Origin of the sequence: Mucilaginibacter gossypii (assembly GCF_017569325.2) — a bacterium.
GTDB classification, from domain to species: domain Bacteria; phylum Bacteroidota; class Bacteroidia; order Sphingobacteriales; family Sphingobacteriaceae; genus Mucilaginibacter; species Mucilaginibacter gossypii.
This window is the reverse complement of record NZ_CP071878.2, coordinates 6462783-6489008: the sequence shown is the minus strand read 5'-3', so window position 1 is coordinate 6489008 and position 26226 is coordinate 6462783. Positions and strand designations below refer to the sequence as shown.

General features: G+C 43.6%; 24 protein-coding genes. 15 read left to right on the top strand and 9 right to left on the bottom strand.

Annotated elements, in window-relative coordinates; genetic code table 11:
- Positions 1 to 68 precede the first annotated feature (68 nt).
- From J3L18_RS27855 to J3L18_RS27845, 3 genes are all read left to right on the top strand, one after another.
- Complete coding sequence (locus tag J3L18_RS27855; RefSeq protein WP_129567938.1) at positions 69 to 770, top strand: LytR/AlgR family response regulator transcription factor; 702 nt, start codon at positions 69 to 71, stop codon at positions 768 to 770.
- A gap of 81 nt (positions 771 to 851) precedes the next feature.
- A complete protein-coding gene (locus tag J3L18_RS27850; protein WP_129567937.1) occupies positions 852 to 1793 on the top strand; it encodes an acyltransferase family protein in 942 nt (313 codons plus the stop codon).
- Between the two features lie 238 nt (positions 1794 to 2031).
- Positions 2032 to 3948: a T9SS type B sorting domain-containing protein gene (locus tag J3L18_RS27845; protein WP_129567936.1), complete on the top strand. Its 1917-nt coding sequence runs from the start codon at positions 2032 to 2034 to the stop codon at positions 3946 to 3948.
- Positions 3949 to 4017: 69 nt separating this feature from the next.
- Here the strand turns inward: J3L18_RS27845 and J3L18_RS27840 are convergent, their stop codons facing one another.
- Positions 4018 to 5631, bottom strand: coding sequence for an FAD-dependent oxidoreductase (locus J3L18_RS27840; RefSeq protein ID WP_129567935.1), 1614 nt, complete (start codon positions 5629 to 5631; stop codon positions 4018 to 4020).
- The gene (locus J3L18_RS27835; protein ID WP_129567934.1) at positions 5628 to 6344 is read right to left on the bottom strand and encodes an SAM-dependent methyltransferase; all 717 of its coding nucleotides are present in this window, start codon (positions 6342 to 6344) and stop codon (positions 5628 to 5630) included. The genes J3L18_RS27840 and J3L18_RS27835 overlap by 4 nt, the downstream gene beginning before the upstream one ends.
- Before the next feature lie 54 nt (positions 6345 to 6398).
- Here J3L18_RS27835 and J3L18_RS27830 point away from each other — a divergent pair, with 54 nt between their 5' ends.
- The 6 genes from J3L18_RS27830 to J3L18_RS27805 all read left to right on the top strand — a co-directional run bounded on the left by J3L18_RS27830 (position 6399) and on the right by J3L18_RS27805 (position 13469).
- A complete protein-coding gene (locus J3L18_RS27830) occupies positions 6399 to 7115 on the top strand; it encodes a hypothetical protein (RefSeq protein WP_129567933.1) in 717 nt (238 codons plus the stop codon).
- Positions 7116 to 7552: 437 nt separating this feature from the next.
- Positions 7553 to 9457 carry a glycoside hydrolase family 97 protein gene (locus J3L18_RS27825; protein WP_129567932.1) on the top strand — a complete coding sequence of 635 codons (1905 nt, stop codon included), beginning with the start codon at positions 7553 to 7555 and terminating at the stop codon, positions 9455 to 9457.
- Between the two features lie 21 nt (positions 9458 to 9478).
- Positions 9479 to 10402, top strand: coding sequence for an ROK family protein (locus J3L18_RS27820; RefSeq protein ID WP_129567931.1), 924 nt, complete (start codon positions 9479 to 9481; stop codon positions 10400 to 10402).
- A gap of 13 nt (positions 10403 to 10415) precedes the next feature.
- On the top strand, positions 10416 to 11648 hold the full coding sequence (fucP, locus tag J3L18_RS27815; RefSeq protein ID WP_129567930.1) for an L-fucose:H+ symporter permease: 1233 nt from the start codon (positions 10416 to 10418) through the stop codon (positions 11646 to 11648).
- Entirely contained in the window at positions 11648 to 11812 is a 165-nt protein-coding gene (locus J3L18_RS27810; protein WP_189549048.1) for a hypothetical protein, read from the top strand. Before fucP ends, J3L18_RS27810 begins: the two co-directional genes overlap by 1 nt.
- Before the next feature lie 4 nt (positions 11813 to 11816).
- The gene (locus tag J3L18_RS27805) at positions 11817 to 13469 is read left to right on the top strand and encodes a hypothetical protein (RefSeq protein ID WP_129567929.1); all 1653 of its coding nucleotides are present in this window, start codon (positions 11817 to 11819) and stop codon (positions 13467 to 13469) included.
- Between the two features lie 219 nt (positions 13470 to 13688).
- Here the strand turns inward: J3L18_RS27805 and J3L18_RS27800 are convergent, their stop codons facing one another.
- The gene (locus J3L18_RS27800) at positions 13689 to 15668 is read right to left on the bottom strand and encodes an alpha-ketoacid dehydrogenase subunit alpha/beta (protein ID WP_129567928.1); all 1980 of its coding nucleotides are present in this window, start codon (positions 15666 to 15668) and stop codon (positions 13689 to 13691) included.
- Between the two features lie 59 nt (positions 15669 to 15727).
- On the opposite strand from J3L18_RS27800, the gene J3L18_RS27795 reads away from it, so the two are divergent.
- On the top strand, positions 15728 to 16579 hold the full coding sequence (locus J3L18_RS27795; protein ID WP_090532114.1) for a DUF4198 domain-containing protein: 852 nt from the start codon (positions 15728 to 15730) through the stop codon (positions 16577 to 16579).
- 106 nt (positions 16580 to 16685) lie between these two features.
- Here the strand turns inward: J3L18_RS27795 and rsmA are convergent, their stop codons facing one another.
- Positions 16686 to 17465: a 16S rRNA (adenine(1518)-N(6)/adenine(1519)-N(6))-dimethyltransferase RsmA gene (rsmA, locus tag J3L18_RS27790; RefSeq protein WP_091167303.1), complete on the bottom strand. Its 780-nt coding sequence runs from the start codon at positions 17463 to 17465 to the stop codon at positions 16686 to 16688.
- Between the two features lie 271 nt (positions 17466 to 17736).
- Between rsmA and pdxA the strand changes: the two genes are divergently transcribed.
- Both pdxA and J3L18_RS27780 read left to right on the top strand, forming a co-directional pair.
- Entirely contained in the window at positions 17737 to 18792 is a 1056-nt protein-coding gene (gene pdxA, locus J3L18_RS27785; protein WP_091167301.1) for a 4-hydroxythreonine-4-phosphate dehydrogenase PdxA, read from the top strand.
- A gap of 82 nt (positions 18793 to 18874) precedes the next feature.
- Positions 18875 to 20062: a DUF5009 domain-containing protein gene (locus J3L18_RS27780; RefSeq protein WP_129567927.1), complete on the top strand. Its 1188-nt coding sequence runs from the start codon at positions 18875 to 18877 to the stop codon at positions 20060 to 20062.
- A gap of 6 nt (positions 20063 to 20068) precedes the next feature.
- Here the strand turns inward: J3L18_RS27780 and J3L18_RS27775 are convergent, their stop codons facing one another.
- Positions 20069 to 20413, bottom strand: a complete 345-nt coding sequence (locus tag J3L18_RS27775) for a DUF7957 family protein (protein ID WP_129567926.1) — start codon at positions 20411 to 20413, stop codon at positions 20069 to 20071.
- Between the two features lie 152 nt (positions 20414 to 20565).
- On the opposite strand from J3L18_RS27775, the gene J3L18_RS27770 reads away from it, so the two are divergent.
- Both J3L18_RS27770 and J3L18_RS27765 read left to right on the top strand, forming a co-directional pair.
- Entirely contained in the window at positions 20566 to 21549 is a 984-nt protein-coding gene (locus J3L18_RS27770) for a pyruvate dehydrogenase complex E1 component subunit beta (RefSeq protein WP_129567925.1), read from the top strand.
- 166 nt (positions 21550 to 21715) lie between these two features.
- Positions 21716 to 22216 carry a hypothetical protein gene (locus J3L18_RS27765; protein ID WP_129567924.1) on the top strand — a complete coding sequence of 167 codons (501 nt, stop codon included), beginning with the start codon at positions 21716 to 21718 and terminating at the stop codon, positions 22214 to 22216.
- Between the two features lie 93 nt (positions 22217 to 22309).
- Here J3L18_RS27765 and J3L18_RS27760 read toward each other — a convergent pair whose 3' ends face one another.
- Positions 22310 to 22966, bottom strand: a complete 657-nt coding sequence (locus tag J3L18_RS27760) for a metal-dependent transcriptional regulator (RefSeq protein ID WP_091167289.1) — start codon at positions 22964 to 22966, stop codon at positions 22310 to 22312.
- A 137-nt stretch (positions 22967 to 23103) separates the two neighbouring features.
- On the opposite strand from J3L18_RS27760, the gene J3L18_RS27755 reads away from it, so the two are divergent.
- Complete coding sequence (locus J3L18_RS27755; protein ID WP_129567923.1) at positions 23104 to 23541, top strand: DUF5990 family protein; 438 nt, start codon at positions 23104 to 23106, stop codon at positions 23539 to 23541.
- 87 nt (positions 23542 to 23628) lie between these two features.
- On the opposite strand, the gene J3L18_RS27750 is transcribed toward J3L18_RS27755, so the two are convergent.
- From J3L18_RS27750 to J3L18_RS27740, 3 genes are all read right to left on the bottom strand, one after another.
- Complete coding sequence (locus J3L18_RS27750; protein ID WP_208102370.1) at positions 23629 to 24171, bottom strand: hypothetical protein; 543 nt, start codon at positions 24169 to 24171, stop codon at positions 23629 to 23631.
- 376 nt (positions 24172 to 24547) lie between these two features.
- Positions 24548 to 25423 carry an OmpA/MotB family protein gene (locus tag J3L18_RS27745; RefSeq protein ID WP_129567922.1) on the bottom strand — a complete coding sequence of 292 codons (876 nt, stop codon included), beginning with the start codon at positions 25421 to 25423 and terminating at the stop codon, positions 24548 to 24550.
- 252 nt (positions 25424 to 25675) lie between these two features.
- Positions 25676 to 26182 (bottom strand): hypothetical protein, encoded by a 507-nt coding sequence (locus J3L18_RS27740; RefSeq protein ID WP_129567921.1) that lies wholly within the window; start codon positions 26180 to 26182, stop codon positions 25676 to 25678.
- Positions 26183 to 26226 lie beyond the last annotated feature (44 nt).

Genomic DNA, 26226 nt, shown 5'->3' with positions numbered 1-26226 from the left:
AGCATTTGTTAAATATAAGCAGCCTGAATAATGAGTATATTGTTCAACTTACTTTACAAACTTAAATTATGGTGCTTAAATGTATCGCCATTGATGATGAACCGCTGGCCTTAAGGCTTGTAAACGAATATGTATCACGCTTCCCGGCATTGCAAATGGTTAATACTTTTGAAGATGCTATAACCGGCGCCGAATTTTTAAAAAACACCCCAATAGATCTTCTTTTTGTTGATATCAACATGCCCGATGTTACCGGCATTGACCTTGTGCGCTCTTTGCAGGCAAAACCCATGGTAATATTTACTACCGCCTATAAAAAGTTTGCGTATGAGGGTTTTGAACTGGAAGCGATTGATTATATTTTAAAACCGATAGATATTAAACGCTTTACCAAAGCCGTTGAAAAGGCCATTGATTACTACAAGTACAAAAACAAGCCCACCGACGACGAAGCTGAAGAAAGCCTGTATGTATACTCCGAATACCGCATGGTTAAAATAGACCTGGATACTATTGAATATATTGAAAGTATGGAGGATTATATCAAGATCCATATCACTAATGATAAAACCGTCCTTACGCTGATACCCATGAAAAAGGTATTGGAGAAATTGCCCTCCGCCAAATTTCAGCGCATTCACCGCAGCTATATCGTACCTGTTAATAAGATCCGGTCTATCCAAAACCGTAAGGTGCGGCTTACAAATGTTGAGCTCCCGGTAAGCGAAAGCTATAATGATTTTGCACGCAACTGGTCAAAACAGAAGTAAAATGAGCGCAATTCTTTCAATCGGCTTATCAATAATATTAATCAATTGGCTTTAAGCTTTACGCATTTGGTTTTTATATAAATGACTTTAGCAAACAATAAAACAAGGCAACATATTCAGCAGGTTGATTATATCAGGGCAATAGCTTCATTGGCGGTAGCTTTGTTTCATCTTGGCGGCAAATCATTGCCCGGCTTACACTATGGCTGGCTGGGCGTGCAGATGTTTTTCCTGTTATCCGGTTTTATAATTTGCTGGGCTATTCCTGAAAATTATAGCTGGGCCTTATTCCCCAAATACATTTTAAAAAGAATAACACGCATTGAGCCCCCTTACATAGTCTCCATATTATTGACCATTTTGGCCGGGTATTTATTAGAAGCAAATTATCGGCCCGATATCAGTAACATATTAACCCACTTAGCTTATATCAACAATTTTATTGGTCGCCCTTATTTGAACCCCGTTTACTGGACGCTGGGGATTGAGTTTCAATATTACCTGTTCATCGGCGTTTTCTTTCCAATTATTATAAAAAAATGGGGCGCCATCTCCCTGCCCCTGATTTGCTTATTGCCTTTATTTATACCCGTACCCGGATCAACACTATTAAACGTTTTTCCTTTTTTTGCTCTTGGGATATTATATTACCTGTACCTTACAGGTAAAAAGGGGGTAGCTGAAGTTTCGATATACGGTGTAGCTGTAAGCGCTTATGGTTTTTATAGTGCGGGGTGGCTTCCTATGGCTGCCGGCCTTCTGGCACTTGTCCTTTTAATACTGCCTTTAAAGCGCCACCCTGCTATTGCCTTTTTTTCCAAAATCTCTTTTTCGCTGTACCTTACTCATGATGTTGTTGGGAGTAGTCTTGTAGCTTTTATGGGTATGCACCTGCCAAAAACATTTGGATTCAGGGCGTTTGAGTTTTTAACAGGCATTGCTGTGAGTATCAGTTTTGCTTACCTGTTTTATCGCATGGTGGAGCTGCCCTGTTTACGGCTATCCAAACGGATCAGGTACTGATTACCTGGTTATTTACAGGCGGTTTAAACTTTTTTCCAATCCTTTTTACATTCACCAATACAAAAGCGCTATTCATCGATACATTATTGATAAAAACCGACTTTGCCCCCATATTTATATCATAAACCAATTATAACCCCATAAATGGTTTATTAGTACCCCTTTTCATAATAGTTGCGATAGTAGCGTCTGTGTGTTAGTAGTTACATGCAGGCGCTTTTTTAAAAACAGTATTCCGTTGGAAGCAAAAAAGTTACTCCCCCTAATCAGCTTTTTTCTCATTTTATTAGTTCGTAAAACAAACGCGCAAAGCCTCGGCGATCCTGTGGTGAGCATCACCTTTGGCTCAGGCAGTTCAACACATTCTGGTGCCTTGCCTGCAGATTCGGGCTCAACCAGTTATACATATAGCAGTGCCAATTTCCCCAGCGACGGCTCTTATACCATTGAAAACACTACCGCGGGTGCAGGCAATGTCTGGTGGTCGGCCACAGACCATACAGGCAATACAGGCGGCTATATGATGGTGGTAAATGCCAGCGTATCCAAAACCGATTATTTTTATAAGCGCGCCATTACCGGTTTATGTTCCAATACCACCTACCAGTTTTCGGCCTGGGTGGTGAATTTGTTAAGAAGCAATGATATCAGCCCGCCTAACATCACTTTCGCCATCGAAAAAACTGACGGAACAATTATTCAAAGCTTTAATACCGGCACCATTGCCCGCACAAACAACAATTATCAATGGGTGCAGGAGTCGTTCAATTTTACGCTACCGGCTGGTGTCGGCGATGTGGTGATCAAAATGATCAATAACAGCGCCGGTGGTGCCCCTGCCAATGACCTTGCCATTGATGATATTGTTTTCAGACCTTATGGCCCTGTGATAGAGGCCAGCTTCAGCACTTCAAGCTCAGCCAATACAGCATCGGCCTGTTCAGATGTTCCGCAAACCTATACACTCAACACAACCATCCCCAGTGGCTATACCGTTTTATGGCAATACAAAAACGGCAGTGGGGCCTGGACGGATCTTACCGGAGCAAACAGCACCAGTTCAAGTTACCAGATAACATCGTCATCGGTGGCTGGTACTTATTACTACCGGGCAGTAACGGCGCAGGCGGGTAATATTAATTCGGCACTTTGCCGGTCAGCATCAAATGTGCTTACACTTACGGTTGGCGCACCGCCTCAATCAACAGCAACGGCCAATACACCGGTTTGCGCAGGCACAACGTTAACGCTAAGTGCATCAACCGGGGTGAGTTATCAATGGACAGGGCCAAATGGTTTTACATCGGCCATTCAAAGCCCAACTATCGATAACGTTACTGCTGCAGCAGCGGGTACATACTCGGTTACGGTTAAATCATCCTCGGGATGCGAAGTCACAGCAACCGTGCCGGTTGTAGTGAACGCCCAACCTGTTGCTGCTGTTGATGCGGTTGAGCCAATTTGCGAGGGGAGTTCGGTTACATTAAACGCCAGCGGAGGCTCAACCTATTCATGGTTGCCGGCAACGGGCCTTTCAGATGCCAGTATCGCTAACCCGGTAGCCAGCCCAACAGATAATACACTTTATACTGTAACAGTAAGTAACGGCACTTGTACCTCGACAGCCACAGTACAAGTAGATGTTATAAAAAAGCCTGTGGCCAATGCCGGGCCCGACAGGTACATTACCCAGGGCCAGTCAACAACACTTAACGGCAGCACCAAAGGAACCAACGTAAGCTATTACTGGACACCGACCGATAACCTGAGCAGCAGCCTTGAGCTTACGCCTACAGCTTCACCAATGGAAGATATCACCTACACCCTGCACGTGGTATCAAACTCAGGCTGCGGTGACGAAGCAACCGACCAGGTATTTGTGCGTGTTTATAAAAAAGTAGTTATCCCCAATACTTTTACACCCAATGGTGACGGGGTTAATGATACCTGGGCAATAGAGGCGTTGAATACTTACCAAACCTCGACAACGCAGGTATTTAACCGCTATGGCGGACTGGTGTTTAAAAGCACAGGCTATCCTGAAGCCTGGGATGGCAGATCTAACGGCCAGGATATTCCGTCAGGGACATATTATTATGTGATAGATTTAAAGAATGGCAATGTGATGAGCGGCTGGGTGATGGTGGTTCGTTAGTTCATGGTTGATGGTTCATAGTTCATGGCGAAAATACGCAGGCAGGAACAATTCGCAGGCAACCATGATCTATGAACCATGACCTATGATCGGCTTCACCCCCACTACATTCAGCAAATAATTATCCATCATATCAATATCCACCACATCGTTTAAAAAACCGATATGCATATCCGGGCGTATGATGAGGGCTTTCTTTTGGTTTTCTTTGATGGCGAAAGCATCGAAAATGTGTTGGTTTTTTGCTGATGGCGGCAGGTAAAAAAAATTAAGACTGGCCCCATAGTTTTGGGTGATCCATTTGGCAATGGTAAACAGGTCGAGCTCTTTGAGCTTGCCTAAACAGATGAGCGTAAAACCCGGTTTACTGCACCATTCATGCAGGTCGGTTTCCACCTCCCGTTTTTCGTCGAACACTTTGAGATAAGGTAGCCTGTCGCCTGCTTTGATCTGGCTGGCATGGCTTAAGTTAAGGTTTATGGCGCTATCGCGATAGGAGACACCGGTTTGCGATACCCGTTTAAAAAAGGCTTCGCGAAGGTTGGGTTTACTCCATACCCATTTTAAAACAACAGGCAGCAAATATTTCTTCAGTAAGTTAATGAACCAGTTACGCGACAGGATCATTTTAAAGATCCTGTCGGTAGTATTAAGGAGCTCTTTTGCTACCGGCATCCTTTCTCGCTCATAGCTATCTAACACCGATACCTTAAGCTGGTTATTAACCACACCTGCCAGTTTCCAGGCCAGGTTATAGGCGTCCTGCAAGCCGGTATTCATCCCCTGTCCGCCAACCGGCGAGTGGATATGCGCGGCGTCACCAATTAAAAAGCAGCGCTGCTGCCTGAATTTATCGGCCATGCGGTGATGCAGACGGTAGGTAGTGAACCAGTTGGTATGTTCAACAATGATCTGTTGTTGGGTTACATTCCGCAAATGAGGTAACACCTCGCCAATTTGAAGCTCGTCTTTTTTATCAAATTCATCGGGCAGGTTACCTACCACACGATAGCTCCGTTCATCAGGCATAGGGAAAAAACCTGCAAAGCCTTTTTTTGAGAGGAACAGGTTAACCTTATCGCCAAAGTCGGCCTCTATTTTTATATCGGCCAAATAAAATTGATGCTGGTAGGTATCCCCGTTAAAAATAATATTCAGTTTTTTGCGCACAGTGCTATGGGCACCATCTGCCGCAACCAGCCAGTCGCAGGTAATGGTTTGTTTATCCTCGCCGTTTTGCAACCTGAGTGTTACCTTATCTGAATTCTGGCTTAGTGACAGCAGCGATGTGTTCCAGTATACCGGGCAGCAGTTGAGGGTAATAAAATCCAGCAATAACCGCTCGTTTTTGCTCTGCGGGTACATCTGGATAAATGGAAAAGCCGTTTGCGTTTCGCCAACATTGGCAAGCGAAAGACTGGCAACCTCTTCACCGTCCTGATTAAACTGTACACCTCCTCCCCGTTTACCATCATTGAGCACTTTATCGATGACGCCCATCTGCCGGTAAATCTCCATAGACCGTGCCTGAACGGCAAGCGCCTTTGAATGCGTGGTTGGCCCCTGCTTGCTATCAATAATTACCGGCTGAACACCATGGCGTAAAAGCTGGGCGGCCATCATCAAACCTGACGGACCGGCGCCTACTATTATAACCGGGGTATGCTGCTGGCTTATGGTCATTTATTGCCGTGATAGAGTAAAAAGATGGTTGGGCGCTTGTGCAGGTCAGGCACTTTCTTTTGCCATTCGGCAATGGTTTTGGTTTGCACAAACTCGGTTGCGGCGGTCAGGTCGCAGGCAATGCAAAGCTTGGTTTTGGGATTGCCTGTTTTCAGGATCTCCTCAAGCATGGGGTTATTGCGAAAAGGTGTTTCGATAAATAGCTGGGTTTGATCAAGCTTTATGGCTGTGCTTTCCAGCTCTTTGATCTTTTTAGCACGAAGCACCTTATCAATAGGCAGATAGCCGTGAAATGCAAAACTTTGTCCGCTGAAGCCCGAAGCCATCAGCGCCAGTAAAATAGAGCTTGGACCAACCAGGGGCACAACCTTAATGCCCATGCGGTGGGCTTTATCCACAATCTCAGCACCGGGATCAGCAACACCCGGACAGCCAGCTTCGCTCATCAGCCCAACGTCATTACCTGCTTGCAGGCCTTTAAAGAAGTCAGCCTTACCCATGTCGCGGTTATGCTTGCCATAATCATGGATCAAAAGCTCGCTTTGCGGGGTTTTCAAGCCGGCCTCTTTTAAAAAGCGACGGGCGGTTTTTTCATTCTCCACGATGTACTCCTTGATACTGTTTATGGTATCAGTAAGGTATGGTGTAAATGATTTTGCAGCCGCATCATCGGCCAGCGGTACGGGAATTAAATAAAGGGTTCCATAGGGCATATTGCAAAGTTGGTGTTTTTTGTTTAATTTAAGCTATCAAAAGGAGGCTGAAAAATGAGGCAATTAGGCGCAAACTGGTTTATTGAAGGTCATATTGATTTTGAATACAAAAAATATATTCTGTTAAGTTACCTTCAGGAAATTAATAGTCACTTTGATAACAGCCGGTTATATCCCAACCTGGCCGACCTGATATTTCATTACAATAACCTCATCGATTTTAAAAAGAATAAATCGCTGTTACAGCAGGCTTTTCCGCAACGCTTAACACAGGCTGATATCGACGCCGTAAAGCTTACCTATCAAAAGATCATTATGGATGATCAAAGCATGCAGGAGATAGAGCAGATCATTACTTACGCACTAGGCAAAATGGACCCGGCTATAAAAACCGGCAGGGATATTTATGATTTTGTAGAAAGCCACGTGAATATCGATCCCGTAGGCATTACCCCTTTAATGCCTTATCACGGTTATTTTTCGTTACAGAATGGCAAGGAACGCACCAACCGGATCTACGAGTACCAGATCACTATTTTTGAAGGCAAGGATGATAAATACCGCGGCATTAACGTAGCTTTTATTGATGCCTACGAGCAAAGTATCACCAATACCCCAGAAAGCATTAAACTGCATCTCATAAATCGTAACAAGTTTATGCCCAATCCTGCGGTTTATTATGTACGTAGCGATATCACTTTTCCGCTTGAACAAACGCTGCTGCCGGTGGCCAAAAGAAGCCTGGTGAAGTATATTTCGAATGCTGCGTAAGAGCTTATCAAATTATTTTCATTCCGGGAGCAGCGGTAGTGCCGTTGTCCATTACTTTCCCTATCGGGCAAGGATAAAAGCCGGTCAGTTAACAGCGTTACCCCCACTTAAGTCTTTGCAACGTTGAAGAGTTTATGACAAGCCCCGGCATTTTAAGATGAGAGTTTTATGAACCGGCCGGAAGGGGAATCATACCCTGGCCGAAATTCAACCTTGAAGGCCCCAACGGGTGGTTAAAAGTGGCCGGTTCAATTGTCACATGTTCGCACATGTCGGGCTCCCACTTTTTTAGCTCCTATTTATCTACCCTTACTTATCTGTAACATACTATCTCTTAGTAAGATCCGAATCCTCTTTGTAATTATTGCTGCTAATTGCTTTTCATATGATTATAAATCATGAAATTATTTGTCTTATCTGGATAAATACTATCTGACATGAAAAAAAACGCAATAATATTGATTACGGGTTTGTGGTTAAGCTGCTTTATCAGTGTGGTTCGGGGACAGGGAATAAAAGATTCTGTACTTAGCCTTCGGTCGCCGGATAAAAATATAACATTCAGGTTCCGTCAAAAAGTTGAGGCCGGGAAGCGTACGATGCACTATAGCGTGGATTATAAAAACAAACCGGTAATTCTGGAGTCAGTCCTCGATCTGCAACTGGATAATGATCTTTCAGAAAAAGCAATGGCATTGAAGGTCGATCAGCATAAAAACTGGTGCGAAAACCTGTTGATCACGGGCGTTGATTCCTCCCGGCATGATACTACATGGGCACCAGTTACCGGAGAGCGGGCGATGATTAGTGATCATTACAACGCAATGAATATTACGCTGGTAAAGGATGACAATCCCATTTATGTGATGCAGGTTCAGGTAAGGGTTTATAACGAGGGGGTAGCATTCCGTTATTATTTCCCCGAAAACCCTAAAGGAACCTACTACAACATCAGGGCAGAAAATACCGAGTTTCACCTGCCTGAAGGCACCCAAGCCTGGTTTGCCAATTGGGCACAAGCGCCATATTACAAACTGCCGCTAAAAAACTGGCCCGGCGAAAGCGAACGGCCGTTAACCATCGAACTGCCTAATGGCCTTTTTGCAGCGCTGGCAGAAGCCAGGCTAATTGATTATGCGCGCACCAAATTTAAACTGAGTGCCGATAAACCATCTACCCTGGTAACCTCTATGTTTGGCGGGGCGCAGCTCATCTCGCCGGTAGGCACACCATGGCGGGCAATCATGATAGCTGAAAAACCGGGCGACCTGATTGAACATAATTACATGATGTTGAATCTTAATGAGCCATCGGCAATAGCCAACACCAATTGGATTAAACCCGGTAAAATCATGCGGGTAATGGCCATGACGACAAATGATGCAAAAACAAATATTGATTTCGCGGTGAAGCATAACCTGCAATATATTCTGTTTGATTGGAAATGGTACGGACCGGCGTTTAGCTTTAGCTCGGATGCTACCAAGGTTGCTATACCTGATTTTGACCTGCCCGGTATAATCAAATATGGCAAGGATAAGGGTGTTGGTGTTTGGTTATATGTTAATCAGCAGGGTTTATTAGCTCAAAGTGATAGTTTATTTACCATCTACCATAAATGGGGAGTTAAAGGCGTAAAATTTGGTTTTGTGCAGCAGGGCTCTCACCGCTGGACAACCTGGGTGGAAAAGGCAATTCAGCAGGCGGCAGCTGCCCAAATCATGGTAAACATTCATGACGACTGGCGGCCAACCGGCGAGCAGCGTACCTGGCCAAACCTGATGTCGGCCGAAGGGATCCGTGGTAACGAGGAAATGCCCGATGCCACGCACAATACCGTGCTGCCTTTTACACGGTATATTGCCGGAGCAGCCGATTATACCTTCTGTTATTTTAATAAACGTATTAAAACTACTCATGCCCATCAATTAGCGCTGGCCGCAATTTATTACAGCCCGCTGCAAACGCTGTATTGGTATGATAAGCCTTCGGCGGAGCATAATGAGCCCGAACTGGAATTTTGGGACAAGATCCCAACCACATGGGACGAAACAAAAATAGTGCAGGGAATACCCGGCGAATACATTTCTACAGCCCGCAGGAGCAGAAAAGATTGGTTTGTAGGTACTATCACCAACAATGATGCTCGTGAAATTAAACTTGATCTGAGTTTTTTAGAACCCGGTAAAAAGTATAAAGCGACTATTTACAGCGATGACCCATCGGTGAATACTGAGACGCACGTTAGGGTCAGCAGTAAAACTGTTAATAGTAAAACAGTATTAAAATTTGCCCTGCTGCCATCAGGCGGCGAGGCGGTGTACCTCACTCCGGAAAAATAATCCATAATATATATAGCATACATGAGCCAACAGAATAAAAATAATTATGTAATCAGTGCAGATATCGGCGGTACGCATATTACAACAGCGGTCATTGATCTGGAAAAAAAGATGATCATTGAAGATACCCGTACCCGGTTAACTGTGGACTCCCGTGGAACGGCAACTGAAATACTTAAAACCTGGGCGGAAGCATTAACACAGGCTTATGAAAAATTCGGATCTCCGGCGCAGCAGGTTGCCCTGGCCATGCCTGGCCCATTTGATTATGAAAATGGGATTTCACGGATCAAAGACCTGCATAAGTATGAGGCCATTTATGGTTTAAATATTAAGTTATACCTGTCGGAAGAGCTGAGGATAGATGCTGCAGATATCCTGTTCCGAAATGACGCCGAAGCATTTTTACAAGGGGAAGTTGTGGCGGGAGCAGGCACCGGCTCCCGTAAGGTTCTTGGGCTTACGCTGGGCACAGGGTTTGGTTCAGCTTTGAGTGTTGATGGTATTGTGAACGATTTAAACCTGGGCAGCGGACCTTATAAAGATAGCATTGCAGATGATTGTTTCTCAACAAGATGGTTCTTACGGCGATATCATGAAATAACCGGGCTGTCTGCTACGGGCGTGAGCGCGCTGATATCAATGTCCAAACACAGCGCTGTGGTCAGGAACATCTTTGATGAGTTTGCGGTCAACCTGTCTTTATTCCTTCGGGATATTATCCAAACTGAAGGTCCTGATGTAATTGTTATTGGTGGCAATATTGCAAAAGCATCGGGCATGTTTCTGGATGAACTTACCAGCAGGTTAACAGCATATGCTGAAAGTTTAAAAATAAAACTAGCTTTATTGGGAGAAGACGCGGCGCTGATGGGTGCTGCTGCGGCTTTTGATAGCAGGCGAGGACTTAATATCTTATTTAACGCCAATCATCCGGGTAATTAATTTTAACAACAATATGACCAATAAACCAGCTTTTACCGAGAAAAAATTCATCGTAACCTTTGTATTTGTAACCTCGCTATTTTTAATGTGGGGCTTACTGCATTCAATGAGCGATGTGCTGAACAAGCATTTTCAAAATGTGCTTAATCTCTCCAAATCTCAATCCGGCTTAATCCAGTTCTCCGTGTTTGGGGCTTATTTTATTATGAGTATCCCCGCAGGATATTTTTTAAAGAAGTTTGGTTATAAACCGGGCGTAATACTGGGGTTGATTTTATTTGCCCTGGGTTTATTTCTTTTCGTCCCTGCAGCCAACGCAGCCTCATTTACTTTTTTCAGGATAGCCTTATTTATTATGGGCTGCGGTATGGCTACTTTAGAAACTGTTGCGCATCCCTTTGCGGCCGCCCTGGGCGATCAGCGCCGGAGCGACCAGCGTGTAAACTTCGCACAAACTTTTAACGCGGTAGGTACTATGATCGGTCCGGCCATTGGTTCATATTTCCTTTTAGGTTCGGACACGGTACATTCAACTGATCTTACTTCCGTAAAAACGCTGTATGTAGCTATCGGCTGTGTGATTATACTTATAGCGGTTGCTTTTATGTTTTTAAAAATTCCGGTTTTAACAGATCCTCATGCAGAAACTTCGGCCATCGATCCTGATGCGGTTAACATAGACGTGGAGCCATCAAAAAAACTGTATCAGCATTCGCATTTCGTATGGGCAGTTGCGGCACAGTTTTTTAACGTGGCGGCGCAGGCCGGCACATGGGCATATTTCATCAACTACGGTGTGGATATTATGCATTTCAGTAATGAAAAGGCCGGTTACTTTATGGTTATTTTTATGGGGATGATGGCGCTGGGGCGTATTGTGGGAACCTCGTTAATGACTTATATCGCGCCCAATAAATTATTAGCGGCATTTGCCTGCGGCAGCATCTTAATGTGCCTGATAGTTGCACAGAGCCTGGGCTGGACATCATACATCGCCCTGCTGATGATCAACTTCTTTTTTAGCATTATGTTCCCCACCATTTTTAGCTTGGGGATCAAAAACCTGGGCAGTCATACACAACAGGCTTCATCTTTTATAGCGATGGGAGTAGTAGGAGGCGCGGTATTTCCAATGGTAATGGGGCAGATAGCCAATCATAGTGTGGCTCACGCTTATTACCTTCCGATAATCTGCTACGCGGTGATCTTTTTATTCGGCGCTAAACTTTATAAAGTTAAACATTAATGAAAAGCACCCGGATAGTTATATCAACCCTCATATTATCTGCCCACCATACAACCACACTCAATAATGTAACGATAAAAGGCGAGCCGGTAAATCAGGGTTTCAATAAACAATGGTGTTTTAATATGCCGGCAAGCACCGATACTGAAATTGTATTGAATTAGAATCATGAAAAGGTATTGTCATTATTTTATTTTTTTAAGCTCGCTGATGTTGGCGGATCTGCCGGTAGCACAGGCGGCTGTTTGGCAATGGTCGGTGGCGGTTAAGCCTGCTGGTACCAAGCGAGAGCCGTCAAGGGCTTTTTTATGGATATCGCCGAATTGTAAGCAAGTGAAGGCCGTCATATTCGCTCAAAACAATATGGAGGAGCAATCCATATTGGAAGATCCTCAATTCAGAGGGGATATGGGCAAGCTGGGTGTTGCGGAGATCTGGGTTAGCCCAGCTTTCAATCTCAAGTTTTTATTTAACGAAGGCGCCGGAGATCAGTTTAACGCGTTGATCAATGACCTCGCTGATATTTCAGGTTATAGCGAATTGAAAACAGCGCCGGTGATCCCTATTGGACATTCGGCAGCGGCAAGTGCGCCTTATTATTTCGGTGTCTGGAACCCTTCGCGTACGCTTGCTTGCATCTCAGTAAGCGGGCAATGGCCATATGTAAGAAACATTTTTGCTCCCGATATCTGGAGTAAAGATCAAAGCCTGGATTATGTGCCTTGTTTGGAAACAATGGGCGAATACGAAGCTGCCAACACCTGGAGCGATGAGGGATTAAAAGAAAGACAGGAACATCCGCTGCTACCATTGAGTATGCTATCCAACCCGGCACAGGGGCATTTCGCTGCCACGCCTGAAAAAACCGGTTACCTGGCCTTCTACATTAAAAAAGCCATGCAGTACCGCTTACCAAAAAATGTGCCTCCGGGTAATGTTCCGAAATTGATTGATATCGATCCGACAAAAACCGGCTGGCTGGTTGATAAATGGCGCTATAATGAATTACCCGCCGCGGATGCAGCACCTGTAGGCAGGTACAAGGGCGATGCTTCAAAAGCTTTCTGGTATTTTGATGAAGAAACAGCTCGGGCAACAATAACCTACCAGGCAAAACATCGTAATCAAAAACCACAGCTCATAGGTTATGTACAGCATGGCGGGATGGTTGAACAGCGTAATACGCACCAGCAGGTAAACCTGAAATTTGAACCTGAAGCCGATGGCATCACTTTTAAACTCCATGCTGCATTTTATGATACGGTACCCGGGGGCAGTCCCCGCTTACCTGTTTGGGCTGGCATGCCGGCTGGTTCCGCTATAGGGCATGCTGCCGGGAATACTCCTATTGCCATTAACCGCATTACAGGCCCGGTTATTAAGTTAAATGATTCCACTTTCAGATTGAGCCCGCAGGCCGGTTTTTGGGAGAACCCGCATAGTTATGAGTTGTGGTTTGCTGCTACCCATCCCGGAGATGCCGAGTATAAACCGGCCGTACAGCAATCACAGATGCTTGTGCCGCCACACAATACAGCGGGGAAGGAGCAGCATATTACATTTTTACCGGTCCCCAACCAAAAGGCACATGCAAAGGGAATAAAATTGGATGCCAGCTCAGATGCACAGGTGCCTGTAGGGTTTTATGTATTAGAAGGCCCGGCGGAGCTATCAGGCAATACATTAAATATTACAGCGATTCCGCCGAGAAGCCGTTTCCCGGTAAAAGTTACCGTGGTAGCCTGGCAATATGGCAACAATCGTGAGCCTAAACTGCAAACAGCAATACCCGTTGAACAATCCTTTTTTATTGAAAAATAATTTATACGCTTAAAATATTAACCATAGTTATGCTTGTTATAAAAACTCAATTGTGATTCACTTAAACCCAAAGGCAATTAGATAAGCAGTATAGTCTTTTATTATACCCTAATTGATCGCCAATAATCAGTTAAGATCAAGAGTTAACGAAATATTTAATGGTGCTGCCCAGCGCGACATGAAACCTAAAGGAATAGAAGTATAGCTCGGGGGCCCTGCCTAATAAGCCAGCAGCCTTTCCATGCTTTCTTCCAATCGCGCCTTGGCCAAAAACTGATCTTCCAAGGCTTTATTCATGGGGATAGCCGTATCGAGGCTACCACAACGCATTACAGGAGCATCAAGATATTTAAAGCAATGTTCGGCCAAATGGGCTGCAATTTCGGCGCCGAAACCGTTGGTAAGCGTATCTTCATGCAAAATCAGCACCCGGCCTGTTTTTTTAACACTGGTTTCCACCGCTTCCTGGTCCCAGGGCTGCAGGCTGCGCAGATCGACGATCTCTATGGATTGATCGGGATGTTTGTCTGCATACTCCAATGCCCAGTGTACACCAAGACCAAATGTAATTATACTGGCCTTTTCGCCTTGCTTAATCACATTAGCCCTACCTATCTCTATCATTACATCATTATCAGGCACATCGGCGCTGATACTGCGGTACAGGTATTTGTGTTCAAAATAAATTACCGGGTTAGGATCGTCAATAGCGGCAAGCAGTAGTCCCTTGGCATCTGCCGGAAAAGCCGGGTAAACCACTTTTAAGCCGGGAGTTTTGGTAAACCAGGCTTCATTGCTTTGCGAGTGGAAGGGGCCTGCCCCGGTACCTGCACCCGCGGGCATCCGTATTACTACATCAACCCCCTGCCCCCAGCGATAATGCGTTTTGGCCAGGTTGTTAATAACCTGGTTAAAGCCGCAGGTAACAAAATCTGCAAATTGCATTTCAACCACAGCTTTGTAGCCGTTAAGCGCAAGTCCCATACCTGCACCAACAATTGCTGATTCGCAAATGGGGGTGTTACGTACACGGGCCTTACCAAACTCCTCAACAAAGCCCTGGGTAATTTTAAATGCGCCGCCGTATTCGGCAATGTCCTGCCCCATGATCACCAGGTTGGAGTGTTTGCGCATAGCTTGTTTAAGCCCGTCGCTAATGGCATCTATATAGCGCTTACTGGTAACCGGCGATGATATGGGCTGTACAGCAGGAAAGCTGTAAGGCTTGTACATATCCTGCACTTCGGTGGCCACATCCGGTATAATATCTGTTTCGGCATAAGCCTTTTCAATTTCGGTTTCAATAAGGGCGGCGAACTCCTTACGGATAACAGAGATCATGTCTTTAAACAAAACCCCTTCGGTAATCAGGTACTTTTCAAAGTTTGTAACCGGGTCCTTTCCTGCCCACCACTCAAATAAATTAGTGGGAACATATTTGGTACCTGATGCTTCTTCATGGCCACGCATCCTGAAGGTCATACATTCCAGCAAAACAGGGCGCGGATTTTCACGAATAGCTTTATTAAGTGAGATTATGGTGTTATAAACTTCAAGCAGGTTATTGCCGTCAATACGGCGGCCTTCAATACCGTAGCCTACGGCTTTATCAACCAGTTCGCGGCAATTATATTGTTCGCTGGTTGGGGTTGAAAGGGCATAGCCATTATTTTCGATCAGAAATATTACCGGCAGTTTCCAAACAGAGGCTATGTTAAGTGCTTCGTGAAAGTCCCCTTCACTGGTGGCACCCTCGCCTGTAAAAACAAGGGTTGATTTTCTTTTACCCGATAATACATCCGCTAAGGCAATGCCATCGGCCAGGGCAAGCTGTGGACCGAGATGGGATATCATCCCAATGATCTTATACTCCTGGGTACCGAAGTGGAAGGAGCGGTCGCGCCCTTTAGTAAAGCCCGAGGGTTTGCCCTGCCATTGCGCCATTAACCGCGACAAGGGGATATTTCTCGATGTAAAAACACCGAGGTTGCGGTGCATAGGCAAAATATATTCGTCGGCATTCATAGCAAGGGCGCTGCCAACTGCTATGGCTTCCTGGCCAATACCCGAAAACCATTTGCCAATGCGGCCCTGCCTCAGCAGGATCAGCATCTTCTCTTCAACCATGCGCGGAAACAGCATTTTTTTATAAAATTCCAGCAAAGTATCATTATCGAGGTTTTTCCTGTCAAAAATCATAACGTAAAACTACTGAAGTTTTTAAAACTTTGTATGTTTGGTGATACTATCCAAAAACTATGAAGCGCACCTCTATTTTCATCATTATATTACTGCTCATGATAGGCTTTGCGGCCAGTTCGCAGGATTTTTTCTTATTGCCACATAATTTTTACGTTCACAAAGGCGATAAGCTTAACCTGCATTTGTTGAGCGGCAACGAGTTTAAACCCGAAAATGAATTTAAACTTGCCACAGCAAAGGCAACTAAATTTATGCTGTATGAAGGCTCAAAGAAAACGGACCTTTCAAAAGTCAGTAACTCTGCCGATAGCAGTCTGCTTGTCTATGAGCTGCAAAACTCCGGTCTTGCACTTTTTGAACTGGTAAGGGATGATGAAACAGAATCGGAAAGGAATAAATTTATCAGGGCGCTTGAAAGTGAAGGCCTCGATAAAATGGCCGAAGAAGCCCGGGCCAGTAGTCAGCAATACTTTGTTGAAAAGTATCACCAGTCAAGCAAAACCCTTATTTCTGTTGATAAAGCTAACGGTAAGGACTTTGATAAACCCCTGGGTGAGGAATATGAAATTGTAATACAGCAAAATCCCTATAAATCAAGCTATGGCGATGATGTTACCGCCCAGGTGCTTTTTAGAGGTAAACCTATGAAGGATGCTGTGGTGATGCAATATGTACGTACTTTGAACGGCACCATCGTTCCGCAAAAATTATTGAGCGACAGCAATGGCCTGGTATTTTTTAAACTGAGCCGGGAGGGGGTATATATGGTCAGTTCAACCCATGTTGAACCATCGCAGGATAAAAAAGCCGACTATGAGAATTGGAGTACTACTTTCACCTTTGCCTTCAGCAATACCGATGACGTACCAAATTCATACAGAGAGTTTGGATTTGGGAATAAGCATTGATTTTTTAGCGGCAGTTGCAGGTTTAGTAGCGGATTAAAAATATGGAGACGTCATTGTAAGTCTTCCCTTTTTGGGGGAGATTTAGAGGGCGCAGAACGTTGATTACCTACCTGCTCGCTGAAACCGCGTTAGTAAGTTTTACAAAATCCTCTACGCTCAATCTTTCCGCACGCAGATCGAGGACAGGTTCATCAGTCAGTTTTTCTTTATTGATGAGTGACGATATGGCGTTGCGCAGGGTTTTGCGGCGCTGATTAAAACCCGCTTTTACTATCTGCCAAAATAGCTTCTCGTCGCAATCAAGTGTTTGTTTATCGTTGCGTGTAAGCCTGATCACTGCCGAAAGCACCTTGGGCGGAGGATTAAATACACCGGCCTTCACCGTAAACAGGTATTCCACTTTATAGTAGGCTTGTAAAAACACGCTGAGTATACCATATTCCTTGCTGCCTGGTTTGGCGGCACAACGTTCAGCAACCTCTTTCTGGAACATGCCCACTACCTCAACCACCTGCTGGCGGTTGTCAAGCACCTTAAAAAGTATTTGCGATGAGATGTTATAGGGAAAATTACCGATAATGGCAAAGTTTTCGGGAAAAATGCTTTTAAAATCAAGCTCCAGAAAATCGGCATTGATAAGGCGGGTACCTAATTGCGGGTATTTTTTTTTCAGAAAATCGTACGATTCGGTATCAATATCAATGAGTGATGTTTCGTACTCGCTTTTTTGCAGCAGAAAATCAGACAGTACACCCATGCCCGGCCCCACCTCAAGCACATGGCCGAAACGCCCTTCGGGTTTCAGGCTGTCCACTATCTTTGCTGCTATGTTTTTATCAGTAAGAAAATGTTGCCCTAAATGTTTTTTTGCCCTTACCAATGTCATTATTAATCAAATATTTGAGCAAATTAAATCATATTTGTGCTTTTATCAGGAACTATAAGCTTAAAATCTTTTATTTGCAGGTGTAAAGATAGGTTAAAGGCGAAAAGTTAAAGGCAAAAGGTTTGCCTAAGTTGAAGGTTAAAGGCGAAAGGCAAAAGGCAAAAGGTCGTTTAGCTTTATAAACCATTAATAATCATCACTGTTAAAATATTGAAATCACCGCTTAAAAAAATCGGTGAAATCATAAAACTCGGTGAAATCATAAAAAATAATGAGCGATAAATTAAAAATTGGGATCAGCATTGGCGATGTAAACGGCATCGGTTTAGAGATAATTATTAAAACTTTGGCCGATAGTAAGATTTATGATTATTGTACGCCTATTGTTTACGGGCATACCAAGGTGGCTTCGTTCCACCGTCGCGCAACCCAGGTTAATGAGCTCAATTTTTTGGTGATCAATGATCCTTCACAAACTCATTTCCGCAAACCTAACATGATCAACTGTTGGGAGGAAGATGTAAAGATTGATATAGGGCAGGTTACGGAAGCAGGAGGCAAGTACGCTTTTAAATCATTAGAGCGCGCTGTTTATGACCTGAAAGAAGGCTATATAGATGCCCTGGTAACGGCTCCTATTAACAAGGATAATATACAGAACGATAAATTCCACTTTCCCGGCCATACCGAATATTTACAGCAATACGATGGTGCTGCCGAATCGCTGATGTTTTTAGTGAGCGATACATTACGTGTTGGCGTGGTTACAGGTCATATCCCGGTATCAAAAATTGCCGAAAGCATTACCGCCGAAAAAATATTGGCCAAGTTGAAGCTAATGAACACAAGCCTGCAAAATGATTTCTGGGTACGCAAGCCAAAAATTGCGGTATTGGGCCTTAACCCGCATGCCGGCGATAACGGCCTTATCGGCAGCGAAGAAAAAGATATCATTATACCCGCTATTGAAGAAGCCCGCTCAAACAATATCCTGGCATTTGGCCCGTACTCGGCCGATGGCTTTTTTGCCAATGGCACTTACCTGCAGTTTGATGCTGTACTGGCCATGTACCACGACCAGGGCCTGATCCCTTTTAAACAAATTGCCTTTGAAACGGGTGTTAATTTTACAGCCGGGTTAAGCTTTGTACGCACTTCGCCCGATCATGGAACTGCGTATGATATAGCAGGAAAAAACCAGGCTTCTGAGATCTCCTTCCGCGAAGCGCTGTTTACAGCTATCCACATTGTAAAGAACCGTAAGGAAGGGCTGGAACTTAATGAAAATCCACTTTTATTCAGCAAGCTAAGCCGCGACAGAGATTAAAAAAGCCTTGTAATAGTAATGTTTCAATTTAATTACCGTTAAATTAAAACATTTACGCTGCTTGTTGCATTTACATGACTGAATGAATAATTTTCTTAGCCGCATACGTTCAATAGATGCATTCCGCGCTGTAACAATGTTCCTCATGATATTTGTGAATGACCTGGATGGCATTCCGAATACCCCAACATGGCTTAAACACGCGGGCTCAAATGTTGATGCGCTGGGTTTGGCCGATACTATTTTTCCCGCGTTTTTATTTATAGTCGGGCTTTCGATTCCCTTTGCTTTTCAAAACAGGTTAAAGCAGGGCGACAATTTCAAGCTACTATCACGAATAGTAAGCCGCTCGTTCGCGCTCATTTTTATAGGTTTTTTTCATGCTAACATGGAAACCTACAATGAAGCTGCCACCCTGTTACCCAAACCCGTTTGGGAAAGCCTGGTTACATTCAGTTTCTTCTTCATTTTTTTAGATTACGGCAAGGACACGTCACCAACTAAACGTTATTTGTTGCAGGGCTTCGGTATATTGTTACTTGCAGGCATGGCGGCTCTGTATCGTACCAGCGACCCCGGGCATACCTGGCTTCACTTTACCTGGTGGGGTATTTTAGGCCTGATAGGATGGTCATACATGCTTTGTGCGCTTATCTATTACTATTCCGACGGGCATTTATGGGTACAGCTGGCGGCCTGGATGTTCTTCATTTTCTTTAACCTGGATGTGCACTTCGGCTTTCTCGATTTTATCGACAAGCTGCAGGGCTATATCTGGATTGCGGGTAATGGCGCTATGCAGTCGTTCACCATGGCAGGGGTATTTATTTCGGTATTGTACATGCGCCTCAAGGCCAATAACGAAATGAAGATGCTTTGGGTGGCCATGATCCTGATTGCTATCATCCTGTTTAACCTGGGCTTTATAGTGCGGTATTTCAGTGGCGGCATCTCTAAAGAACGCGATACCCCTTCATGGGTGCTCATTTGTACCGGCATTAGTTTGGTGGTATATGCTTTCTTTATTTTCCTGGTTGATGTTAAAAATAAATACAACTGGTTTAAGGTGATAGAGCCCGCCGGCACCAACACTTTTACCTGTTACATAGTGCCCTTCCTGTTTTATCCAATATATGAAATGAGCAGGATAGGCTACCCCGAATACCTGAGCCAGGGCACCGGCGGCTTAATCAAGTGTATTGTATTTGCTTTTGTAATGGTATGGCTTACGGGGCTATTGGATAAAATCAATATCCGGATTAAGATATAAACAAAGCTACTTTGTTTGATATGTTCTGATAACATTACCGGTTTGCGGATCTATGATAACAGCGGTATCGCACCAGTTAAATAATACAAATTCGTTTTGCTTATTGGCAAGTGCTCCTATAAAGGGGCAGAAATCGCCGTTGTGATAGAGCGGTACATCTTTTATCTGCCATAAAAAATCGCCGGTTCTGCTAAAGGCAAAAACATTACGACGATCACGAACATTGTTGGGTATTTTCAATGTAACAACTAAAATACCGTCAACTTCAAAAATTTCCTCGATTGGATATTCAAAATCGATGCTATTATCCTCGGAAAACGTTATTTGATTGCCATTTTTAGAATAAGCCATTGTTAATTTTTGAATTAAATGGACACTATCAGTTTTTTTTCGATTTTAAATGTAAAATATATGTATTAAAAATCAAACCAATACCACGGTTAATTGCATTTAACACATTAGTGTTTATATTTGCGTTCGCAAAAAAACATCATTTTACTATAATGAGAGAAATACAATTCAGAGAAGCGCTAAGAGAGGCCATGGTCGAAGAAATGCGCAGCGACGAGAATATATACCTGATGGGTGAAGAGGTTGCCGAATATAACGGCGCGTACAAGGTAAGCCAGGGAATGCTGGACGAATTTGGCGCAAAGCGTGTTATAGATACGCCCATCTCTGAATTGGGTTTCGCCGGTATCGGCATCGGCTCGGCAATGAATGGCTTACGCCCTATCATCGAGTTCATGACTTTCAACTTTTCACTGGTAGCTATCGACCAGATCATCAATGGCGCTGCCAAAATGATGTCAATGAGCGGTGGCCAGTTTTCAGTTCCAATCGTTTTCCGCGGCCCTACCGGTAATGCAGGTATGCTTAGCTCACAGCACAGCCAGTGCTTTGAAAACTGGTATGCCAACTGCCCTGGCTTAAAAGTGGTTGTACCATCAAACCCATACGATGCTAAAGGTTTATTAAAATCAGCTATCCTTGATCCCGATCCGGTTATTTTTATGGAGTCGGAATTAATGTATGGCGATAAAGGTGAAGTGCCTGAAGAAACTTACTATATCCCATTGGGTAAAGCAAAAGTTGTTAAAGAAGGTGCTGACGTTACTTTAGTTGGCTTTGGCAAGATCATGAAAGTGGTTATCGCTGCTGCTGCCGAACTTGAAAAAGAAGGTATCCACGTTGAAGTGATCGACCTGCGTACTGTACGCCCTATCGATTATGCTACAGTTATCGAATCGGTAAAGAAAACAAACCGTTTGGTAATTATTGAAGAAAGCTGGCCGTTAGGTTCAATTGCTACCGAGGTTGCTTTCAAAGTACAAAAAGACGCGTTTGATTACCTTGACGCTCCTATCCTGCGTATCATGGGCGGTGACGTTCCGCTTCCTTACGCTCCAACTTTGATCCAGGAATACCTGCCAAACCCTGAAAGGGTGATCAAAGCGGTTAAAGAAGTAATGTACGTTACCAAGTAATCGTTTTAATATAAAATATGTAAAGAGCCAGATATGAGAATACCGGGCTCTTTATTTTTTGAAACTTTATTTTAGCTGCCCGCTTTGCCACATTTCAATCATCTTAATAGCTATTATTGGGGGATTTGTAAAAAATGCCTACTTTTAAAAATTAACATTTTTGAACATGCGATACACCTACTTTAAAGCATTTAAACCCTTATTTTTTATTGTATCGGCGCTGGTATTCACCGGCAATGTTGCCTTGGCACAAACCCAGGCGACCGCTGCCACCGCAACTTCGCCCGCGGCTTCGGTAACCGGGGTACAAACCTTTATTGATAAGTTTTTTAAAGAATACGACAAGCAAGGCACAGCCCGCGCAGTGATTGATATTTTTAAAAGCAACAAGCAGATGGATTCAACCCGGCTTACCGGGATTATTGTCAAAATAGATTCTATGCGCAGTGTAATAGGCAAATATCTCGGCAAGGACCTGATCATGCAACGCAAGGCTTCAAACAGCCTGGTACTGTACAGCTATCTGCTTAAACACGAAGGCCAACCGGCCCGCATGACGTTTATGTTTTACAAACCCAAAAATGAATGGGAGATCTACCGCCTCTACTTTGATGTAGACGTTGACGGTGAACTTGCCGAATCATCAAGAGTAACGGGGAAACCATAAAAGAGGTAAAAAGACAAAGGCGAAAGGTAAAAGGCTTTTTTTGTAAAGATTAACTGAACCTTTCACCTTTATCCTTTCGCCTTTAACCTAAAATTAGTCCACCAATATATTCTCGCCAAACTTTTGCGAAACCGTGGTGTCCCCGCGGTTTTCAATTTTTATCACCAGCGAACTGTCGTATGGGATTTTTTCAATCAACTGAATTTTTGTGCCTATTCCTATGTTCAGCCGTTGAAGGTATTGCAAAAATGAACTGCTGGTGTCACGCACGGCGGCAACATGGCTTTGGGAACCAGGTTTAAGCTCAGAAAGGCTTACAGAATAGGATTTGGGCACTTTACCGTTCGCCTTAGGTATAGGGTCGCCATGCGGGTCATATTCGGGAAAGCCCAGGAATTTATCCAGCCTGTCGGCAAGGGTGGCATCGTTAATGTGTTCCAGTTCTTCGGCAATATCATGGATCTCATCCCAGTGATAGCCTAATTTCTCCAATAAAAAAACTTCCCAGAGTCGATGGCGGCGTACAATTAATGTAGCATCCTTTAAGCCCTGCTGGGTTAACCTTACACCATTCTTTTTATCATATTCTATCAATTGTTTTTCGGTAAGCTTACGGATCATATCTACCACCGAGGCTGGGTTATTGCTGAGTGATTCGGCAATGGCGGTGGGCGTTATTTTAAAATCCTTTCCTTGTAATGCAAGGCGATAAATAGCTTTTAAATAGTTTTCTTCCGAAAGCGTATACATCAGTATTCAATTTGATAAAATACAAACATAAGCAAAAGTAAAACGCTTATTACATCCTGAACGTTAGGTAGTGCCTCAGCTTAAAAGAAAATACTCCGGATAAAACTTTTGAAGATTGGTTTGTATTATAATTGTATATGGATATTCAACTTTGTATTCTTCTTCAAAATCCTCCGGTGGGGGTAGATTTCGGAATTCAAAAGGGTAGCGGAACCGGATATGAAACCATTCAGACACAACGATCCGATGGGCTGGATATCCAATTTAATCTGACGATTCAATTAAAAAGCGATCCGCAGAAGATTAATGAACCTCGATTTTCGGGGCCGTTTGTACAGGGAAAGCCCGCAAGTCAATTCCTTTATATCGACGTGGGTGAATATGCAGGCCAGGTGGGAGGCTGGAGCCGCAGGGTTAAAATTCCACTTTCCGGAGTAACCTGGGACATGATAACCCAGCTTAGCCATCATCCAACTGCATTCCTTATAACGAGCTTTCCGGGAACAACAAAAGACGGCAGTCCCATTTGTGCTACGGTCAAACCATTTGAAGGCTGGAAGGTAAATATGCCTTAAACTGAGCCTCAATGAACTTATAGATACGCCCTGGAAACAAAATAGGCCTCCTTTTCGGGAAGCCTATTTGTTAAATAATAATGTTTATTAGTGATGTCCGTGACCACCGCCGTGACCATGTCCGCCGTCACCACCGTGACCGCCACCATGACCATGATCACCGCCACCGTGCCATCCGCCTCTGTTTGGGTTACCGCCATGCCATCCGCGGTCGCCGCCGCGCCAGTGATTGACATATCTTACATCACGGCTGTTACGGATAATCACCTGATCATGACGGCCGCGATAGCCTGAATAATGATCCCTGTAGTATGCATTGCGTATCCATGGGTTACGCTCATTTACCACAACTTTATATCCATTGTAAACATTATAGTTACGATACCTTACAGGTAAATACCTGCGGTGTACCCATACGTTGTTTTCATAGTAAATATAATTATGGGTTGGCACATCGTAGTAAGCATCAATGTCAGGCATGTAATAGTAGTCAACATGATCATAGCCTACAGGCCCCCAATCGGGCTGACTGCCTATGTTGATCCCTAAACCAATACTAACCTGTGCAGAAGCTATTTTTGCAGAGAAGCAGCTTAACAAAATAACTGCCGATAAAATCATCTTTTTCATAACGCGTGTAATAAGTTATATTTATATGACTATAGTTAAAGCCCGTGGTTTAACCTGTCTTAATATCTGTTGCCCCATTTATTCAAAACAAATGCCATTGTAATGGTAACCTTAGTGTAATGAAGCAAGCTCAATTAATTGTAACACAGCAAATGCTGGTTATTTTCCGTCTTAATTAAATGAGCAATATTCTAAATTAAAAAAACTGTGTTTTGTTATCATTCGGTTAATAATTATATGGAAAATAAAAGCTTTCCGGGATTCCCGTAACCCTGCTTTAGGCTTTGCAATACTGTCTGCAAAAACATACGAAAATAGCTGCATAAAAAAAGCCACCCTAACCGGGTGGCTTGAAATATTGATAGCTAAACTACAATTATTGTTTAGGCGACGCGGGCTGATCGGCCGGTGCTTTGCCTATCAGGTCCATAAATTGATCCAATTTTGGTGTTATGATAATTTGAGTACGCCTGTTTTGTGCTTTACCACTCGGGGTTGAGTTATCCGCGATAGGATTATACTCACCGCGGCCACCGGCAGTTAAACGTTTAGGATCAACCTGGTAAGTGGTTTGCAGGGCCTGCACTACTGATGAGGCACGTAAAGCACTTAAATCCCAGTTGTTACGGATATTTTTCTGCGAAATAGGGACATTATCTGTGTTACCTTCAATCAGCACGTCATAATTGCTATAGTCCATAATGATCTTGGCTATCTTGCTTAAAGTAGCACCCGCCTTATCAGATATTTCATAACTGCCCGATTTATACAGCATATTATCAGATAATGAAATGTAAACCACTCCTTTCAAAACCTTTACATCAACATCCTGGGTTTCCTGCGGAGTTAATGAGCGGGTAAGATTGTTGGTCAACACCATGTTAAGCGAATCGCTTTTGTTTTTAGCGTTAACCAGTTGTTGTATGTAGCGGTTTGAAGCATTGATCTCATCAACCAGCTTTGATATGTTCACATTGCCCTGACTGCTTGAGTTTAAACATTTGTTCAAAGCATCCTGCAAAGCGGTTACATTTGTTTTTTGCTGCTCAATTTGCTCTTCAAGGCTTTTGTTACGGCTACGTGCTACGGCAAGGGCCTGTTCGCTGGTTTGGTACTTAATGCTTAGGTCTTTGGTACTGTTTTGTAATTGGGTGTAATTAGCATCCAGTTCTTTGTACTTTTTGCTGCTTACACAGCTTTGGCCTAATACTGCTACTACAAGCAGTGCCAAAATGGATATTCGGTATTTCATGGTGTAATTTGATTTAAATCGTTTAACAATAAATCGGTTAACTAAGTAACGAATATAATGTTTGTTTATAGCTAAACCTAAGTAAACAAACTATAAAAGTTAACCCAAATGTGACATAAACGGGCAACTTTTGTGCCGAAGACCAACTATGCCCCTAAGGGAAGATATAAGGGGAATTGCAAGAAAAAAGGACTGTCCTTTTTGGGGGACAGTCCTTCATAAAAACAATCAAAATTATAACAATACAAAAACTTAATCGCGGTGGCCATTGCCGTGATTGTCATGACCATCATGTCCGCGTTTATTACCATTTGATTTTTGTTTTACGTCAACCCTGCGCACGGTTTTACGTTCAACCCAATGGTTACGGTATTTTTCATCGTGGCTATCACGAATTACAACCTGATCATGACGGCCTTTGTATGAAGCATATTTACGTTTGTAAACATCGTTCCTAATCCAAGGGCTGCGCTCGTTAACTACTACCTTGTAGCTGCGATATACATCATAATTACCAAAACGTGGCGGCAACATAGCCCCATGAACCCAAACATTATTATCAAAATAAACATACTGGTGGGCATTGATATCGTAATAGGTGTCAATATCGGGCAGGTAATAATAATCTACATGGTCATAACCTACAGGCCCCCATGCCGGCTGACTGCCTATGTTGATATTTAAGCTTATTTGCGCGCTGGCTATTTTTACGGTTAAGCTGCTTAATAATATGGCAGCTGTTAAAATTATCTTTTTCATTTGGTGTTATTGTTTGTTTGTAAGTATATGACAATAACAGGCCA

Excerpts from the sequence above, each read along its gene's own strand:
- J3L18_RS27835 (WP_129567934.1), bottom strand. The coding sequence starts at position 6,344 with ATGCCCTATGGAACCCTTTATTTAATTCCCGTACCGCTGGCCGATGAT.
- J3L18_RS27820 (WP_129567931.1), top strand. The coding sequence starts at position 9,479 with ATGAGCCAACAGAATAAAAATAATTATGTAATCAGTGCAGATATCGGC.
- J3L18_RS27800 (WP_129567928.1), bottom strand. The coding sequence starts at position 15,668 with ATGATTTTTGACAGGAAAAACCTCGATAATGATACTTTGCTGGAATTT.
- J3L18_RS27775 (WP_129567926.1), bottom strand. The coding sequence starts at position 20,413 with ATGGCTTATTCTAAAAATGGCAATCAAATAACGTTTTCCGAGGATAAT.
- J3L18_RS27760 (WP_091167289.1), bottom strand. The coding sequence starts at position 22,966 with ATGTATACGCTTTCGGAAGAAAACTATTTAAAAGCTATTTATCGCCTT.
- J3L18_RS27750 (WP_208102370.1), bottom strand. The coding sequence starts at position 24,171 with ATGAAAAAGATGATTTTATCGGCAGTTATTTTGTTAAGCTGCTTCTCT.
- J3L18_RS27840 (WP_129567935.1), bottom strand. The coding sequence starts at position 5,631 with ATGACCATAAGCCAGCAGCATACCCCGGTTATAATAGTAGGCGCCGGT.
- J3L18_RS27740 (WP_129567921.1), bottom strand. The coding sequence starts at position 26,182 with ATGAAAAAGATAATTTTAACAGCTGCCATATTATTAAGCAGCTTAACC.
- pdxA (WP_091167301.1), top strand. The coding sequence starts at position 17,737 with ATGAGCGATAAATTAAAAATTGGGATCAGCATTGGCGATGTAAACGGC.
- J3L18_RS27825 (WP_129567932.1), top strand. The coding sequence starts at position 7,553 with ATGAAAAAAAACGCAATAATATTGATTACGGGTTTGTGGTTAAGCTGC.
- J3L18_RS27745 (WP_129567922.1), bottom strand. The coding sequence starts at position 25,423 with ATGAAATACCGAATATCCATTTTGGCACTGCTTGTAGTAGCAGTATTA.
- fucP (WP_129567930.1), top strand. The coding sequence starts at position 10,416 with ATGACCAATAAACCAGCTTTTACCGAGAAAAAATTCATCGTAACCTTT.
- J3L18_RS27770 (WP_129567925.1), top strand. The coding sequence starts at position 20,566 with ATGAGAGAAATACAATTCAGAGAAGCGCTAAGAGAGGCCATGGTCGAA.
- J3L18_RS27810 (WP_189549048.1), top strand. The coding sequence starts at position 11,648 with ATGAAAAGCACCCGGATAGTTATATCAACCCTCATATTATCTGCCCAC.
- rsmA (WP_091167303.1), bottom strand. The coding sequence starts at position 17,465 with ATGACATTGGTAAGGGCAAAAAAACATTTAGGGCAACATTTTCTTACT.
- J3L18_RS27795 (WP_090532114.1), top strand. The coding sequence starts at position 15,728 with ATGAAGCGCACCTCTATTTTCATCATTATATTACTGCTCATGATAGGC.
- J3L18_RS27765 (WP_129567924.1), top strand. The coding sequence starts at position 21,716 with ATGCGATACACCTACTTTAAAGCATTTAAACCCTTATTTTTTATTGTA.
- J3L18_RS27780 (WP_129567927.1), top strand. The coding sequence starts at position 18,875 with ATGAATAATTTTCTTAGCCGCATACGTTCAATAGATGCATTCCGCGCT.
- J3L18_RS27855 (WP_129567938.1), top strand. The coding sequence starts at position 69 with ATGGTGCTTAAATGTATCGCCATTGATGATGAACCGCTGGCCTTAAGG.
- J3L18_RS27830 (WP_129567933.1), top strand. The coding sequence starts at position 6,399 with ATGAGGCAATTAGGCGCAAACTGGTTTATTGAAGGTCATATTGATTTT.
- J3L18_RS27805 (WP_129567929.1), top strand. The coding sequence starts at position 11,817 with ATGAAAAGGTATTGTCATTATTTTATTTTTTTAAGCTCGCTGATGTTG.
- J3L18_RS27755 (WP_129567923.1), top strand. The coding sequence starts at position 23,104 with ATGGATATTCAACTTTGTATTCTTCTTCAAAATCCTCCGGTGGGGGTA.
- J3L18_RS27850 (WP_129567937.1), top strand. The coding sequence starts at position 852 with ATGACTTTAGCAAACAATAAAACAAGGCAACATATTCAGCAGGTTGAT.